This window comes from Vibrio sp. B1REV9 (genome assembly GCF_905175395.2).
Taxonomy (GTDB): domain Bacteria; phylum Pseudomonadota; class Gammaproteobacteria; order Enterobacterales; family Vibrionaceae; genus Vibrio; species Vibrio alfacsensis.
Genome location: NZ_CAJIMW020000221.1, coordinates 172,927 through 189,503 on the forward strand (window position 1 = coordinate 172,927; position 16,577 = coordinate 189,503).

The 16,577-nt window shown below is 45.4% G+C and carries 12 protein-coding genes; 7 read left to right on the top strand and 5 right to left on the bottom strand.

What is annotated here, in order from left to right; genetic code table 11:
- Positions 1-639: 639 nt before the first annotated feature.
- From KHN78_RS00875 to KHN78_RS00885, 3 genes are read left to right on the top strand one after another with little or no spacing between them, the layout of a single operon-like run.
- Complete coding sequence (locus tag KHN78_RS00875) at positions 640-1,272, top strand: DUF2760 domain-containing protein (RefSeq protein WP_128811010.1); 633 nt, start codon at positions 640-642, stop codon at positions 1,270-1,272.
- Entirely contained in the window at positions 1,272-3,236 is a 1,965-nt protein-coding gene (locus tag KHN78_RS00880) for an Hsp70 family protein (RefSeq protein ID WP_211919328.1), read from the top strand. The genes KHN78_RS00875 and KHN78_RS00880 overlap by 1 nt, the downstream gene beginning before the upstream one ends.
- 55 nt (positions 3,237-3,291) lie before the next feature.
- Positions 3,292-6,117 carry an Hsp70 family protein gene (locus KHN78_RS00885; RefSeq protein ID WP_211919330.1) on the top strand — a complete coding sequence of 942 codons (2,826 nt, stop codon included), beginning with the start codon at positions 3,292-3,294 and terminating at the stop codon, positions 6,115-6,117.
- Between the two features lie 93 nt (positions 6,118-6,210).
- Here KHN78_RS00885 and KHN78_RS00890 read toward each other — a convergent pair whose 3' ends face one another.
- Positions 6,211-6,405, bottom strand: a complete 195-nt coding sequence (locus KHN78_RS00890; RefSeq protein WP_164837191.1) for a hypothetical protein — start codon at positions 6,403-6,405, stop codon at positions 6,211-6,213.
- Positions 6,406-6,491: 86 nt separating this feature from the next.
- On the opposite strand from KHN78_RS00890, the gene KHN78_RS00895 reads away from it, so the two are divergent.
- From KHN78_RS00895 to KHN78_RS00910, 4 genes are all read left to right on the top strand, one after another.
- Positions 6,492-7,178 (top strand): DNA-3-methyladenine glycosylase I, encoded by a 687-nt coding sequence (locus KHN78_RS00895; RefSeq protein ID WP_211919340.1) that lies wholly within the window; start codon positions 6,492-6,494, stop codon positions 7,176-7,178.
- 253 nt (positions 7,179-7,431) lie between these two features.
- Positions 7,432-9,171 (top strand): ABC transporter transmembrane domain-containing protein, encoded by a 1,740-nt coding sequence (locus tag KHN78_RS00900; protein ID WP_211919343.1) that lies wholly within the window; start codon positions 7,432-7,434, stop codon positions 9,169-9,171.
- 3 nt (positions 9,172-9,174) lie between these two features.
- Complete coding sequence (locus KHN78_RS00905; RefSeq protein ID WP_211919345.1) at positions 9,175-10,953, top strand: ABC transporter transmembrane domain-containing protein; 1,779 nt, start codon at positions 9,175-9,177, stop codon at positions 10,951-10,953.
- 437 nt (positions 10,954-11,390) lie between these two features.
- A complete protein-coding gene (locus KHN78_RS00910; RefSeq protein ID WP_211919348.1) occupies positions 11,391-11,939 on the top strand; it encodes a hypothetical protein in 549 nt (182 codons plus the stop codon).
- Positions 11,940-12,140: 201 nt separating this feature from the next.
- On the opposite strand, the gene KHN78_RS00915 is transcribed toward KHN78_RS00910, so the two are convergent.
- The 4 genes from KHN78_RS00915 to KHN78_RS00930 form a co-directional block, all read right to left on the bottom strand.
- A complete protein-coding gene (locus KHN78_RS00915; protein ID WP_128811017.1) occupies positions 12,141-12,356 on the bottom strand; it encodes a hypothetical protein in 216 nt (71 codons plus the stop codon).
- An 87-nt stretch (positions 12,357-12,443) separates the two neighbouring features.
- Positions 12,444-13,568, bottom strand: coding sequence for an HD-GYP domain-containing protein (locus KHN78_RS00920; RefSeq protein ID WP_211919350.1), 1,125 nt, complete (start codon positions 13,566-13,568; stop codon positions 12,444-12,446).
- 255 nt (positions 13,569-13,823) lie between these two features.
- Complete coding sequence (locus KHN78_RS00925) at positions 13,824-15,029, bottom strand: aromatic amino acid transport family protein (protein WP_211919353.1); 1,206 nt, start codon at positions 15,027-15,029, stop codon at positions 13,824-13,826.
- 172 nt (positions 15,030-15,201) lie between these two features.
- Positions 15,202-16,395: an iron-containing alcohol dehydrogenase gene (locus KHN78_RS00930; protein ID WP_211919355.1), complete on the bottom strand. Its 1,194-nt coding sequence runs from the start codon at positions 16,393-16,395 to the stop codon at positions 15,202-15,204.
- Between the last annotated feature and the right edge of the window lie 182 nt (positions 16,396-16,577).

Consider the following 16,577-nt stretch of genomic DNA (forward strand, 5'->3'; position numbering starts at 1 on the left):
CCATTTTCCTTGCTTTTATAGAGCTGTAGATCAACTTTATGGAGTAATGTCTCCGGATCTTCGTCTTCATGAGTAGCCGATCCGATGCTCAATGAAAAAAATTGACGAACTTAAAGCGAGCAACGTCAAAACCGACCAAAGTGAAATTCGACCCACTATTCATTCCAACCCACTATTAATATAGTGAAATAAGTTATCGTTAAAAATGCGTCGATTGTGTCGATTGTATAGTTGGGTCACTGAGTCCAATTCCGCCATTCGCATCAAAGCCTAAACCTTCAACTTTGATAGACATGTCGAGCGTAGGAGCAGTTTAAGTCATCCCCCCATTCAAAATACACCATAAGTCATTTAGCAAACCATGTTTTGACGCTTGGTCAAACTTTGGAAGTTATTGAAATAGAGCGCCACAAGTGAATAAACAGCAAGCAATGACGTGATAGCATCGTCTAATCGCTGAATTTTTATGCTAATCATGCGCGATATTTGCGAATTATTACAGCCTTAAGCCTTGAATATGCTAACATCGAGCATCATTTTAATGTCTAAACTTGGTGCAGGCCGCAAAGACAATTCTTAGCGTCAATACCTATGAGCCAATGCTGAGCACCAGTCAATCAATAGAAAGAGAATAATGTCATGAACATTGATTTGAACCTAATTCCTCAAACGTTCGATATGCTTCACGCTGGTCTTGCTGTTTCGAGCGTTTTACTTCTTCTGATTGCGGTTTCTCGCAAATCTAAAGTGGTTGAGAAAGTGGTCGAAAAACCTGTCGAGAAAATCGTCGAGGTGGAAAAGCCAGTTGAAAAAATCGTCGAAGTAGAAAAAGTTGTAGAAGTCGAGAAAGTCGTCGAGCGTGTTGTCGAAGTTGAATCAAAACTTGCAACCGCATCAACAGACTCTGCCATGCAACTACTTTCTATCATGCAGCAAGAAGCGCGTCTGATCGACTTCCTAAAAGAAGACTTAACGTCATTCTCTGATGAGGAAGTGGGTGCGGCAGCACGTGTCATCCACACTGGCGGCCAAAAAGTATTGAATGATTACGTTACGCTTGCAAATGTACGCAACGAAGATGAAGAAACTCGCATTACGGTTGAAGAAGGTTTTAACCCACAAGAAATCCGTCTAACAGGCAATGTTACAGGTAACGCACCATTTAGCGGCACGTTAGTTCATAAAGGCTGGAAAGCAACATCAATGAACCTACCAAAACTTGCTGAAAACTACGATGCATCTGTGATTGCTCCAGCTGAGGTTGAGCTGTAATGGAACACATGAATCAAGAAAACCATTCTCAAGAAACGTCTGTTGAAACACAACAGACGCCGAAATTCAGCGTTGGTATCGACTTAGGTACGACGCACTGTGTGATGTCTTTTGTCGATACGCACGACGAAGATGCACGCGTTGAAGTGATGCCTATCCCGCAACTTACTGCGCCAGGCACGGTAGAGACTCGCAGCCAGTTAGGCTCTTTCCTATACCAGCCGCACGAACACGAAATGGACCCGCAATCACGCGTTCTTCCGTGGTCGAGCGAGCCAAAAGCTCTGGTTGGTGCGATTGCACGTAACCTAGGTTCAAAAACACCAATTCGTCTTGTTGCAAGTGCGAAATCTTGGCTTTGCCACGCTGGTGTGAACCGTCGTGATGCATTCCTACCAGCAGGTAGCCCAGAAGAAGTGGAAAAAGTATCCCCGCTTCGTGCGACAGAGCTTTACCTAGAGCACCTAAAAGATGCTTGGAATCACGCGAATCCAAACCACAACCTTGCAGACCAAGACGTCACCATTACGGTTCCGGCTTCTTTCGATCCTGCTGCTCGTGATCTAACGGCAGAAGCAGCACGTAACGTTGGTTTCGTGCACCTAACGCTTCTAGAAGAACCACAAGCTGCGCTTTACAACTGGATCGATAATAGCAACGACAAATGGCGCGACGAAGTTGAAGTTGGCGACATCGTGCTTGTGGTAGATATCGGTGGTGGTACAACCGACCTTTCTTTGGTTGAAGTCACTGAAGACGACGGCAACCTAACTCTGAACCGTATCGCGGTAGGTGAACACATCCTACTTGGCGGTGACAACATGGATCTTGCACTTGCGTACCGCTTAAAGATGAAGCTAGCGCAGGACGGCAAAGAGCTACAGCCATGGCAAGTTCAGGCGATGACGCACGCATGTCGTGATGCGAAAGAAGCTTTATTGAACGACAGCGAACTTCAGTCAGTGCCAATCGTGGTACCAAGCCGTGGTTCGAAACTGCTTGGCGCAACACTTAAGACTGACCTGACTCAAGAAGAAGTACAACAAACATTGGTTGATGGCTTCTTCCCTCAAGTTGCGATTACGGACCACCCTGTTCAACGTAACCGTGGTGCACTAACGCAAATGGGTCTGCCTTACGCACAAGATGCGGGCATTACTCGTCATATTGCAGCGTTCTTGTCTAAGCAAGCCAATGCCCTTTCTGCTTCAGGAAATGGCGCAGAAGCCGCAACTCAAGATTTCAACCCATTCGCTAACATGCCTGGTATGCCAGGTGCGGATGCAGCGCAATCAGCTGACTTCATCAAGCCAACCGCAATCCTATTCAACGGTGGTGTGCTGAAATCAAAACTTCTAGCAACTCGTCTAGAAGACACGATCAACGAATGGCTACTTGAAGCAGATGCAGAAATGGCAAAGCGCCTAACAGGTGTGGATCTAGACCTTGCGGTTGCTAGCGGTGCGGCTTACTACGGTTCAGTACGTCGCGGTCAAGGCGTTCGTATCCGCGGCGGTATTGCTTCGGCATACTACGTGGGTATCGAAAGTGCGATGCCAGCGATTCCGGGCATGGCGCCTCCAATGGAAGCACTGTGTGTGGCACCATTTGGTATGGAGGAAGGCTCAAGCGTTGACGTACCAAGCCAAGAGTTTGGTTTGATCATTGGTCAGCCAGTTAACTTCCAGTTCTTCGGCTCCACCGTTCGCCGTGATGACCTAGCAGGTACTCACCTAGACTACTGGGCACCAGAAGAGCTTGAAGAGCTGCCAGAAATTCAAGTAACGCTGCCTGTATCTGAAGGTCGTCGTGAGGGTGAAGTGGTTCCGGTAACCCTAGCCTCTCGCGTAACCGAGCTTGGTACGCTTTACCTAGAAGCCATTGCTGCTGATAACGGCCAAAAATGGCATGTTGAGTTCGATGTGCGCGAAGACGCGAAAAGCGACTCAAACGAAGAAGAATAAATAGAAATCAAACGGCATCCAATCGGGTGCCGTTTTTAAATACACGAAGGTTTGTATGGCATCTCCTCGTTTTCTTGTTGGTATTGACCTTGGCACCACAAACACTGTGGTGGCGTATTGTGAAATCACCGACAACCTTGAACAATCCGAAGTATCCCTATTTAACATCGATCAATTAATTGGTCCGGGTGAAGTGGTTCGTAAACCACTCCTGCCCTCATTTCGCTATCATCCAGCGATAAGTCAAATTTCCCCATCCGATCTTACTCTTCCATGGGACCATGAACCCGTCTCTGGTGATATTAATAACGTGATCGTTGGTGAGTGGGCTCGTGAATTAGGTGCGAAAGTCGAAGGACGTCAGGTATCCAGTGCGAAAAGCTGGTTATCACATCAGGCCGTCGATCGCAGCTCAGACATTCTTCCTTGGGCTGCTGCGCAAGACGTAGATAAAGTCTCACCCGTTATTGCGAGCGCAAGCTACCTCAACCACATTCGTCAAGCATGGAACTACCGACACCCTAGCAACAAGCTAGAAGACCAAGATGTCGTTGTAACCGTTCCAGCGTCGTTCGATGAAACCGCACGTAAGCTCACGCTTGAAGCTGCTGAATTGGCGGGTTTAAAGAAAATCGTCCTGCTCGAAGAACCACAAGCCGTATGTTACGACTGGTACGCGCGCCACCAGCAAACCGCAGCCAATGAGCTAAAAGAGCTGCCACTGATTCTGGTGTGCGATGTAGGTGGTGGTACCACCGACTTAAGCTTAATTGAAGCGCGTTTTTCTTCTCAAGATGAACTTGCCCTTGATCGTATCGGCGTTGGCGAACACTTGATGCTTGGTGGTGATAACCTAGACCTCGCATTGGCCCACCTCGCGGAAAGTCGCTTTGCTCAACAAAAGGGAGAACAAAGTAAGAAACTCACCGCGGCAAGCCTCACCAAACTGATTCAGCAAACTCGCAAGGCGAAAGAAAACCTACTTTCTGCAAACGCGCCTGAAGAAGTAAAAATCACTATGCTAGGCAGTGGCTCTAAACTGCTCGGCGGCACAAAAAGTATTGCTCTGAGCAAACAAGAAGTGCACCAAATCGCCTTAGATGGCTTCTTCCCGCTCTCTGATTTCAGTGAAGTACCAGATAAACGTCGCAGTGCGGTCGTTGAGTTTGGTCTTCCCTACGTTGCTGACCCTGCGGTGAGTAAACATGTTGCCGAGTTCTTAACCCAGCATCAGCAAGTGTCTCGTGCCGCTCTTGGCATTGAAGACGATAAGCAAAACGCAATCCCAGTGGGCTTATTGCTTAATGGCGGGGTGTTTAATAGTGACCTTGTCACCGAGCGCGTAACGACGCTACTTTCAAATTGGGGTGACGCGCCTATCACCGTTTTAGATAACCCCCATCCAGATTGGTCGGTCGCACTTGGTGCTGTTGCCTTTGGTAAAGCGCGTCGTGGCGCACAACTAAAAATTGGTGGTGGCGCAGCACGTTCTTACTTCTTGCATCTTCAAGAAAAGAACAAGATGGGTAAAGCACTTTGTTTGCTCGCAAAAGGTACAGAAGAAGGTCACGAGATCCGCTTAAGTGGTCGTCGTTTCTCGCTTACCCTAGGTGAACCCGTTCGCTTTAACCTGCTGACTTCTACCCACGACACCCTAACCAATAACACCGCGATTCAAAATGGTGTGATGGTTGACGTTGATCCCGACTTGTTTGCTCCTCTACCACCTTACATCACCACTCTTGAAGGCGAAGCTGCCGAACTGCAAGCGAACCAGAAAGAACGCGTAGAAGTACAACTCGCGTGTCAGCTGACTGAAGTCGGCACGCTTAAGATGGAGTGTGTTAGCGCGGAAGACGACAGCAAACGTTGGGAGCTGGAATTCGAAGTTCGTAACAAGCAAACCGATGAGAACGAACAAGTTAAGCTCCACCCTAAACTGAACGAGTGTAAAGAGCAGATCGCACGCTTATACAGCGGCAACAAGAAAAGCGCAGAAAGCAGAGAGATCAAAACCTTAGCCAAAGATCTTGAGAAGAAGCTCGGTAAACGTGACGAGTGGGATTTCACCACCCTACGTCAATTGTTCGATACTTTCGCCCAAGGCCGTAAGCGTCGTCGTCGCTCTGAGCAACACGAGAAAAACTGGCTTCGTTTGGCAGGGTTTGCACTTCGCCCGGGTTTTGGCGATCCCACTGATTCATGGCGCATCGAGCAAGTTTGGGGCCTTTACCAACAAAACATTCAATTCAAGAACCATCAGGGTTGGACCGACTGGTGGGTATTCTGGCGCCGCATCGCAGGTGGTTTGAGCCAAGAGCAGCAAGAAACCATCTTAGCAGACATTGCGAAATACCTGCATCCTGGCGCGATGAAGAACCCACAATCAGCAAAAGCCGCGCAAGACATGGGTTACGAATCTATGGTGCGATTGTCTGCATCTCTAGAACACCTAGAAGTCGAAGACAAAGTTCTATTAGCAACGTGGTTCTTGAGCAAGGCTATCAACCACAACCAGTTCGAACAAGCGCACTGGTGGGCTATGGGTCGCTTGGCATCACGTACACCGTTATATGGCAGTCAACATAACGTCGTTCCTCGCGAGCAAGCGGAACAGTGGTTACCGAAATTGCTAGACCAAGATTGGCAGAAAGAGCCTATGATTGCATTCGCAGCCGTAATGATTTGTCGTAAAACTGGCGATCGCCTATTCGATATTTCAGACGACTATCGCGCGCAAGTTCTTGCTAAACTGAAACAGAGCAAGGTGCCAGAATCTTGGGTATCGTTGGTTGAAAAAGTGAAAGAGCTGTCAGAGAGCGAGTCAAAACGCGTCTTTGGTGATGCACTGCCTAGCGGGCTCACGCTGGTCAATTATTAATATTAATGCACGCCTAAACACAGCAAAGCCCTCTCAATGAAGGGCTTTGTTTTATTCATATTGACCACTGACATGTTGACCACAAACAGTACGCTAATTCACCTCAGTATTGATCACCACATCACGTGTTTCATTATCCATATCGCTGATCCCCACCACGGATACTTCTCGGTCTGATAGATGTTCAATCATGCTATCTTCTAACCCGCCATCCGTCATCCAAGCATAAAACTTTTCTGCTACTTGCTCCGAACCTTCTCCAATAAACGTCAACGTGACTTTCTTCATTTGTGACACTCCATCAATTTACGATTCAGCCACTTAAGGGTAGTATGTTTCGCAAATATCGACATAAACTAGGACTAACTTCTTTTATGAGTATCGAAAAGTTTGACGCCATTTATCAGCGCGCAGCTGAACGCAAAGGCGGAGAGGTGCGACTAGAATCTCTTTTGTCTCGCCCACTAAGCAAAGAAGAACTGGCAACGATTCCCGATGATCGTTGGTTAGCGGCATTTTCGATGAAAGTATTCCAAAGTGGTATTTCGTGGAGTGTGGTTCGCAACAAATGGCCGAACTTTGAGGAAGTCTTTTTCGGCTTTAAAATTGAGCCGCTATTGATGCTCTCTGACGAGCAGTGGGAAAACAAAGCGACTGACAAGCGCATTATTCGCCACCTTACCAAAGTCATGTCGATTCCTGCCAACGCACGTATGATCCACGAAGCAAAAATCGAATACGGCTCGTTTGGCAAAATGGTTGCCGATTGGCCTGATGATAAAATCACCGATCTATGGGCGTATTTGAAGAAACGCGGCAATCGCTTGGGCGGAAATACTGGTCCTTACACACTTCGCCAAATGGGCGTCGACACCTTTATCTTGTCTAGTGACGTTGAAGCTTATCTTCGCAATTGTAAGATCATTGAGGGGGGGAAAGACACCAAGAAATCATTGGATGCAGCCAACAAGGCCTTTACTCAATGGCAAAAAGAAAGCGGCAAAAGTTTAACCGAGATCAGTCAAATCATTGCGTTTAGTACCGGGGATAACCGAATTTAGCATTACTGTCACTGATAAGTCTGTTGTTCTGCTATCTGCTATCTGCTATCTGCTAGGGGAATGTAACAATAATTTCACACAATATTGTTGCATCCTCAGTTTGCAGTGAGAGATCGGACCTATTTCCCTGTGCTCAAGTAAATACAACACAATCTATTGTTTTCTGCGCTGTGTAAAAAATGTGCTTGTAAACTCATCATTTGCCTCAATAATGGTTCCATAGAAAATTCAATCATTTAAAGCAGGAGGCGTAATGAGAATATTCTGGCAGCTTCGTTGGTATTTCCAACTAAAATGGAAACATTACGTGGGTTCCATCCTATTGTTTGCCTTGATCTCCGCTCTCCAACTTATTCCCCCTAAAGCCGTCGGCATCATTGTCGATGGGGTTGTCGATAACTCTCTTGAGGCATCGACATTGATCCTCTGGCTGCTTGGTCTTGCCGCTGTTCTTGCTACGGTTTACGGTTGCCGAATTCTCTGGCGTATCTGGTTATTTGGCGCCAGTTGGGAATTGGGTGCGATTTTGCGTAACCGCCTATATCGCCATCTCTCTACACAACCACCACGATTTTTTGAGCGTTTTAAAACGGGTGATCTGATGGCAAGAGGCACCAACGATGTTCGAAACGTGGTGATGACCGCTGGCGAGGGCGTGCTGACCGCAGCAGATTCCTTAATCACTGGAATTGCAGTGCTGATTATTATGGTCACCCAAATAAGCTGGAAACTGACGGTTATGGCTCTGCTGCCCATGCCCTTTCTTGCGATCACCATATTCTTTATCGTACGTGTTTTGCACCAACGTTTTCGCACCGCTCAAGAAGCATTTTCTTCCATGTCAGACATGACTCAAGAGTCACTAAACGGGGTAAGAATGCTGCGCGCGTTTGGTTTAGAAAACCGCGAACAACAACGTTTTGAACAGGTCGTCAATGACACCGCAGAGAAGAACATAGCGGTCGCAAGAGCAGATGCACGCTTTGATCCTGCCATCCAGTTAACCATTGGCCTATCTTTCTTATTGAGCATTGCATCCGGTGCGTATTTAGTTGAGCAAGGTGAAATCTCACTTGGAGACTTAACGGCATTTACCATGTACTTAGGCATGATGATATGGCCAATGCTCGCCTTTGCTTTTCTGTTTAATATTCTGGAGCGCGGCTCAGCCGCCTGGAATCGGCTACAAGAAATCTTTGATGAAAAGCCTGACATCGTGAGTGGTCAACAACCCCTTGGTGATGCCCCACTGCCGCTGCGAATCCAAATTGAGCAGTATCATTGGTCTCAAGATTTGCCCCCCGCTTTGAGTAACATTGACATTACGCTAGAACCCGGAAAAATGCTTGGCATCGCCGGGCCTGTTGGTAGCGGAAAATCCACGTTGCTTTCTCTTCTATTGAGACAATATGATTTGAAGAAAGGTACGATTCAGTTTGGCGATATTGAAATCAAAAATACCATTTTACCTCAATGGCGAAACCGCTTTGCGATCGTAAATCAAAGCCCTTTTCTGTTTTCTAAAACCATTTTCGACAATATCGCTTTAGGCAAACCGGATGCAAGCGCCGAAGAAGTGTATCGCGCAGCACAACTGGCTTGCATCCATGATGATATCGAAAAATTCCCGCATGGCTACCAGACAGAGGTCGGAGAAAAAGGCATCACCTTGTCCGGAGGACAAAAACAACGGATTGCGATTGCTCGAGCTTTGTTACTCAATGCACAAGTGTTGGTATTAGATGACGCACTGTCTGCCGTCGATGGTCGAACTGAACACAAAATCCTCCATAACTTGGAGACACATTATCGCGATCAAGCGCTTATTGTCATTGCTCATCGTTTAACCGCACTTGAAGCTGCCAATGAGATTGTTGTGCTTAATCACGGCCACATCTCCGAGCGCGGACAGCATCATTCGTTACTCGAACACCATGGATGGTATGCAGAGATGTATCAATATCAAAAACTTGAACAAGCTATGGAGGAGTAACCCGTGAAACAAAGCGCGCTATTTAAAAGGCTCCTGTCTTACCCATTATCTCAACCTAAACCGATGCTCATCGGCCTTGGTCTATTGTTTATTGCTGCAGTAGCAAATGCTGGCGGGCCATGGCTGATACAGTATTTTATTGATGAACATATAACGAAAGGAAACTACTCAACAGATGTCCTGATTCCTTTAGCGGTAGGTTATATTGCTCTACAACTTATCTCCGCAACGTTCCAATATCTGCAATCGCTACAATTTGGCATTGTGGCGGCCAATACCATCAAAGTGATACGAAAACAGATATTTTCCGGCGTAATCAATCAGCCACTTTCTGCGTTTGACTACACACCAGCAGGAAAATTAGTATCTCGGATTACCAATGATACTGAATCACTACAACAATTTTATGAGCTGCTCATCGCTGCGGTTGTCAGAAATTTCGTCATGATCTCGGTCATGCTCGGTGTCATGCTATACATGAGTTGGAAACTGACGCTTGTCGTTCTAGTTTTGCTGCCGATCGTGATTGGTTTCATGTACTTATTTAAGCGATTAAGTACAGAAACTTACCGCAATATGCGTGACCTCCTATCGGATATTAACGCCAACTTAAGTGAATCCATTCAAGGTATGAGCGTGATTCAACTCATGCAACAGGAAGCGCATTTTAATCAGCAATTTAATGATCTAACTGCTGAACACTTAGCCGCATCGAAAAAAGTCATTCGCCTTAATGGTATTCTATTGCGTCCGTTAATGGATTTACTTGCCGGCCTAGCGCTGCTTTCTTTAGTTGCAATTTTTGGCTTTAACGGCGTCGAGCTAATTGGTGTTGGTGTGCTTTATGCTTTCATTAGTTACCTTGCGAGAGTGACCGAGCCGCTCATTGAAATGACGCAGCAATTAGCCCTATTGCAGCAGGCATTAGTATCGAGTGAGCGCGTGTTCGAATTAATGGATGCGAAAGCTCAAACCTATGGCGAAGATACCCAACCGTTAGCATCGGGGTCCATCTCGCTAGAGAAGCTGACTTTCAGCTATGATGGACAACAAAATGTGCTCAATGACATCACTTTTCAAGCCAAGCATCAAGATTTCATCGCTTTAGTGGGTCACACTGGCAGTGGTAAAAGCACGTTAGCGTCTTTATTAATGGGATTTTACCCAGCGGAAAACAACTCACTGTCCATCGATGGCCGCCCAATCAGTTCTTTAGCGAAAGATGTCATCAGAAAAGACATTGCCATGGTTCAGCAAGACCCACACATTCTGCCTACAACGGTTCAGGAGAACATTGCCCTTGGTAGAACCATTACCGATGAACAAATATGGGATGCGCTAGAAAAGGTCGGTTTAGACCAACAAATCCGCCAGTACCCAAACGGGTTACAAACGCAATTAGGACAAGGAGAGACCAATCTATCAGCCGGCCAGAAACAGTTACTAGCACTCGCTCGCGTACTGGTCGCGAAACCTAAAATTCTCATTTTAGATGAAGCAACCGCGAACATTGATTCAGGCACGGAAGTCCTCATCCAAAAAAGTTTGGAAGTGTTACGTCAAGACATGACTCTTGTGGTTATCGCACATCGCTTATCCACGATTTTAAACGCAGACCAAATCATCGTCCTTCATCATGGGGATTTAGTAGAAAGGGGGTCACACCAATCACTGCTGAAACAAAACGGTCGTTACGCCAAAATGTATCAGCTTCAGCAAGCGGATCGGCATATTCAGCAAATTGAAGAAATGGAAGACAAACAATTTGAAGAGGCCGTTTAAACGGAATTATTTACAGGGTCCAGATTCCATTGCATAGCCACCGAACGGAGCCATGTGAGTTTGAATGTTCACTGCGCTAATTCAACTCAAGTTGATGGTTCTCTACTATTGAATATTTACTCGCTACTCCCTGCTTTCAAACCCCAAGCCCGTGACGTAGTTCACGGGCTTTTCTCATGTTTTATTCATAAACGAAACAAATTCTTTATTTCTTACCTATTATTGACATAACCTCTCGCTATTCTAAGCGAGGTCGTTGTAGAATCACGTAAGCTAACGACTCGTCGTCTTATACTTAAAATAGTTTCAGCCGTTAAGTATATCTTTGAAAATGTTATGTACATCTTCGAAAATATAGTGCGCTGCACTTTGATGCGACGCTCGAGTTTCGTGTCTGCCACATTCAATATTGCATATTAATTTCATGATTGAAGTCCATGGATCAAGATAAGTTTACTAACATCTATCGCTTGCCAGGTTCGCTACAAATTCGAATCGCTAAATGGCAAAAGACTTTCCGCGGCACCTCTGATTTAGTTCTTCATCAGGTGCTAATGGAACGTAATAAGCAGTTTAAAAAGCCCCACTTTTTACCAAAGGGCTGGTGTATCACACCTATTGATGAGAAAGACATAACCATCACTCATCACGGTAAATATATTCAGACCGTCATGCGCACCATGATTGATAGAAAAGTGTCTTATAAGCGTCTCTTCTTATCTCGCATGGAAGTGGAGAAAGCGGAGCACGTTCTGCGTGAATATAAGCTTGAGTGGGTGAGAAAGCACAATCAGATTGCCAAAAAATACAATCAAATTAAGAAAAAGCAGTATATGAACTTTGCCCGAGAAGAAGAGGAAACGATTTACCCCTCCATTCCTAAAGGAGAGTTTGATAAAACGCTTTGGAACAAATTGGTCGTCTCTACTTTTGGGCCTGAGAAAAAGTACAAAAATCCACACTATGTACGCAAAGCTGACTTCTAAAAAATCCCCCGGAGAAATTCGGGGGATTTTTTTATTTTCCATTTTCATCGGATGACTTTGAGTAATGTCACACTTTCGAATAACGTTGAAAGCCATTTGCATTACCATTATTGAACATCCACATTGTGGATAGAAACTTTGTGGATAGAGAACTGCGGCGATGAGAACAATTGGATGCAAGCCGCAGCGTTATTTAATCAATTAATGACGAGCGTCAGCGCCAAATTCTACTTCTTTATAGATATCGGCCAGCGACTTCTTGCCTTGTTTGTCTTTGGCTGAACGCTTTTTAGGGTAGTAATGATATTCTTGGTCTAGCAAGGCTTCTTCATGCTCTTTTGCAGACTCAACGAACTCAGAATTCGCCATTGCTTGTTGGCGTAAGCGGTTTACTCTTTCTAGGGTTTCCCACAACATACTTCACCTCCAAACTACTTACTGTATATAAATACAGTATTAATTATAACTTCCTCCTCGTCAACTTTTTGCTTCGTTATTCACTCGTTACATTAAACCCATTGCAGCATAGTGCTCCGGATATTTGTGGATGATTTGCTTTAAATAAGCTTGGTGATCGCGCAAAGCATTAACGCATTCATTGGACAACAAGCCTTGATACACTCGCTTTTCTAACTCTAATAACGCATAAGGAATTGACCACGCTTGATGATATGGATGATGTGTGGTCATCACGTCAAACACATTCGCAGCAGCTACGATTTGGGCCGAAATTGGAATATCACCATGGCTTAACCCATAAGGATAACCAGAGCCATCGAGGTTCTCATATTGGTAAGCCATAATTTGTTGGAATAGCGTCACACTTGGGTGAACAGGATTTCCTATACGCTCAACGATGTTGTCCGCAGTTTCCACGCATTGTTCAATGTGTTCGCTCAGTAACGCCTCTTGCTCTGCATTCTTGCAACGACGATTACAAATCAGATCAGTAGGCAGTTTGATATTGCTAAGGGCATGATACCGCGCAAACATGCCAATTTGCTCGACCATTTCATCACTGAGATGATGCCTGTCAGCCAATCGCGCCGCGATTAATTGCGCGTACATCCCCATCCGCTTGCTGTGCGAATACACTTCTGGTGAGTAACTTGGCAACAAGTTTTGTACTTTTTCCGCTAACAGTTCGATGGCATTCACAACGTGATCTTCTGATTCCACGGCAAACTGTACCATATCAAAATAGGGCTTTAAACCATTTAGCGCCTCTGCCCTAAAGGCATTGGGTTGGATAGAATTCAGAAAGACAAAACCCGTGAACGTTTGACGGTCATAGCAAGGAATTGCGACGGAAGAATGATAGCCCTGCTTTAATAAGGTTTTGATACGTGGACAGTGGCGAATGTCGTTTAAATCATTCACGACGCGAGGAATAGCATTGTCGGCAGAAATGCTCAGATGATGCAATTTACGAAGTGGCGCTTCATGATGGGCCAAACACCAAGTATCGAACTCACTTTCAGCACAAGATTTAAGCAGGCCTTGTTTAGGATGAAACTTGGCAAACGACACCCTATCGACACACGGCAAATGTGCTTGCATTCGATTCTTTAATGTTTGCATTTGCTCATTGAGCGATTTTGCAAACGGGTAAAAACTCCGGTGCGCCATACTTCACCTCCACACCATGTAGAGAAACCTGAAGAAAACCCCACGAAAGTCAGCGTCTGTGATGTAATTCGAGCAGTCTTTCTTCCCCTAAATAATCGACATACCACAAGTTAAGTGTACGAAATAAAACCAAATTTTTGCCAATTTTTTCACTTAGAATCGCAACGTAGCTTAATCCAGATCAAAAAAGCCAGTACACTTCGGGCACTGGCTGTTTTATACAGTTCGATTTTTTGATACCAATTGGTTTGGTTTTTAACCTAACGCAGGAAGTACACCCAAGGTAATAAGAATTTGTGCCATTACGATGCCTGTGCCAGCTACACCTGTTATAACCAGCGCACCTTGACCACCCGCCACTCGGTATTCGCCAGTAAACTCTTCTGAGCGACGAACTTTTATAATCATCACCAACGGTAAGAAGATGGCAAGAATCGCTAAAGCAATAGCGGCGTAACCCAATGCCATAATAAAGCCTTGTGGGTAAAACAGTGCAAAGCCTAGTGGTGGTGTAAATGTAACGACCGCGGCAATCAAACGGTTTGGCTTATCGCTATCGCCCTTGATGGTGTCTCCCAAGAATTCAAATAGACCTAAACTCACACCGAGAAAAGAAGTAAGAAGCGCAAGGTCTGCAAATAAACCGACCACACTACCTAGATTAGACTGATGAACCGTTTGAGATAGTTGGCCAATTAAGGCGCTCAAACCACCATTTTCAATTAACGTATCTTGGCTTACCACGCCAAGCGTGACAATTTGCCAGAAAATGTAAATCACTAATGGGATTGTTGATCCTACAATGATCGCTTTACGCAGTGATGATGTATCGCCATCTAAGTAGTTGACGATTGCAGGAATACTGCCGTGAAAACCGAACGACGTAAAGATAACGGGAATCGCCGCAACAATCAGCCCCTGCTCTATCGGCATGCTCAATAAGTAAGATTCGGTCACGTTCGGAGCGAGGAAAGACAGCACCGCAATCATGGTCACCATCTTCAGGCCAAATAGTACACGATTTACTCTATCGACCGTGCTCGTACCCACCGTCACCACCAGCATCACGATAAGTGTGAAGATGATGGTTGAACTCGAACCTGAAATATCTAAACCAAACCACTCGGCTAGACGATCACCAAACTGAGCACCACCACCCGCGATGTAAGCCGCACACAATGAGTAAAACAAGAAAAGCATCGCAAAGCTTGCTACCCACTTACCCTTTTTCCCTAAAATTTGTTTGGCGAGAGTGTGAAGCGTTGCACTACTGTCAGCATACTGATGAAGCTCCAGCATAAGCAATGCAGTAAAAGCCATCAATGCCCATAAACCTAGCATGATGGCCAAGGAAGTAGAGAAACCAATGCCTGCAGAAGCAAGAGGAAGTGCTAGCATACCAGCACCAATCGTAGTCCCTGCAATGATTAGGGTACTACCAAATACTTTAGATCGACTCATTGTATAATTATCTTTACGGCTTAATAAGATTCATCAGCATCAAATCGGGTAAAAACCCCTGTCATTAGACGCCACAATTGGTATGAAATCGATTCTGTAGGATCTTTATGATAAGGTCAAGCGAAGTGTAAGGATAACAAACCATATCCGTACACTAAAATTTACACTTATACTATATAGATATTTCAGCCAATATCTGGGCGCATTCTTGCTCATTCATAAACTTCGGAACTGGATAGTTCCAATGTGCTTCTTTTAAGATAAGTCGCACAAGCTCTTGCGTATCTGAAGGCTGGATCTTATCTGTCACTTGCTCAATTCCGATAACCTGATACAAGTTCTCAATTCTATCGATAAATGCTTGTGCGCTTGGAATCTCTTCACTTTCCCCCACCTCTAACCCTTCACTTAGTGCAGCCAATTGAGGCTCTATTTCAGGCAAAGAAAAACGAAGTACTGGCAGCAGAGCCAAACCATTTGCCATACCATGAGGTAAGCCATATTTCGCACCTAAGTTGTGCGAAAATGCATGCACGTAGCCCAAACTTGCTTTGGTAAACGCCAGTCCCGCGTAATACGACGCCATCGCCATCTTGTGCCTCGCGTTAACGTCACTGCCCTTTTCAACTACGCGCGGCAAATATTCGAAGATAAGCTTCATCGCCGCGACTGAGTAGGCTTTCGTTTCTTGTGTTGCATTACGAGAGATATATGCCTCTAGCGCATGGGTAAGCGCATCAATGCCAGTGTCAGCCGTTATTTTTGGCGGTAAGCCAAGCAACAAGTTCGCATCTAGAGCAGCCATAAGCGGAACCAACTTAGGATCCATCAATGGTGTTTTTTTGTGTGTATCAGGTTCAGAAACAACCGCCGCGATGGTCACCTCTGAGCCAGTTCCAGATGTCGTTGGTATAACAAATAGAGGGGCAGGCGCTCGCCAAATTCGAAACAGTCCCGCTAGCCTTTTGATTGGGCGTCGATTAGTCACTCTTGCTGCGATAACTTTGGCACAGTCCATTGCTGAGCCGCCACCTAGCGCTAAGATTGCATCACACTGAGACTGTAAATATACATCTAAACCACTTTCTACTTGATCGTAAGTCGGATCAGGCTTCACTTCTGCATACAAGATCACCTCTAAGCCTTGCGATTGTGCGCTTTGTGAAATTTGCTTCGCCATGCCTATTTGTACCAACCCCTCATCGGTCACCAAAAGCAACTTGTTGAAGCCAAGTTCCGCTATCGCTTCGATGAGTTCATAAGCACTGCCTGCTCCAGAAAACAGCGTAGGCCTAGGCATAGGAAGAATGTGCGCAGCCACTTTTAGTCCATTAGTGTAACCACGATAGAGCAGGTGTTTCAGCATACCCATTCCTTTTCCGTATCTGAATCGATTTGAGAGAGCGTTAAGCCTTGTGTTATTTTAGACGCTTTTTCAATCACTTCGATGCGTTAACATCACAGAATATGGAATGAGTGTAAAAACACGATTCGAAACATAAAAAAGGGGCAGTGCTTAACACTACCCCTACTATTTAACCTCAACTC

What these genes read in the sequence shown, in the direction of transcription:
- KHN78_RS00895 (WP_211919340.1), top strand. Translation starts at nt 6,492, where the DNA reads ATGAGTATCGAAAAGTTTGACGCCATTTATCAGCGCGCAGCTGAACGC.
- KHN78_RS00920 (WP_211919350.1), bottom strand. Translation starts at nt 13,568, where the DNA reads ATGGCGCACCGGAGTTTTTACCCGTTTGCAAAATCGCTCAATGAGCAA.
- KHN78_RS00930 (WP_211919355.1), bottom strand. Translation starts at nt 16,395, where the DNA reads ATGCTGAAACACCTGCTCTATCGTGGTTACACTAATGGACTAAAAGTG.
- KHN78_RS00885 (WP_211919330.1), top strand. Translation starts at nt 3,292, where the DNA reads ATGGCATCTCCTCGTTTTCTTGTTGGTATTGACCTTGGCACCACAAAC.
- KHN78_RS00875 (WP_128811010.1), top strand. Translation starts at nt 640, where the DNA reads ATGAACATTGATTTGAACCTAATTCCTCAAACGTTCGATATGCTTCAC.
- KHN78_RS00880 (WP_211919328.1), top strand. Translation starts at nt 1,272, where the DNA reads ATGGAACACATGAATCAAGAAAACCATTCTCAAGAAACGTCTGTTGAA.
- KHN78_RS00910 (WP_211919348.1), top strand. Translation starts at nt 11,391, where the DNA reads ATGGATCAAGATAAGTTTACTAACATCTATCGCTTGCCAGGTTCGCTA.
- KHN78_RS00925 (WP_211919353.1), bottom strand. Translation starts at nt 15,029, where the DNA reads ATGAGTCGATCTAAAGTATTTGGTAGTACCCTAATCATTGCAGGGACT.
- KHN78_RS00890 (WP_164837191.1), bottom strand. Translation starts at nt 6,405, where the DNA reads ATGAAGAAAGTCACGTTGACGTTTATTGGAGAAGGTTCGGAGCAAGTA.
- KHN78_RS00900 (WP_211919343.1), top strand. Translation starts at nt 7,432, where the DNA reads ATGAGAATATTCTGGCAGCTTCGTTGGTATTTCCAACTAAAATGGAAA.
- KHN78_RS00915 (WP_128811017.1), bottom strand. Translation starts at nt 12,356, where the DNA reads ATGTTGTGGGAAACCCTAGAAAGAGTAAACCGCTTACGCCAACAAGCA.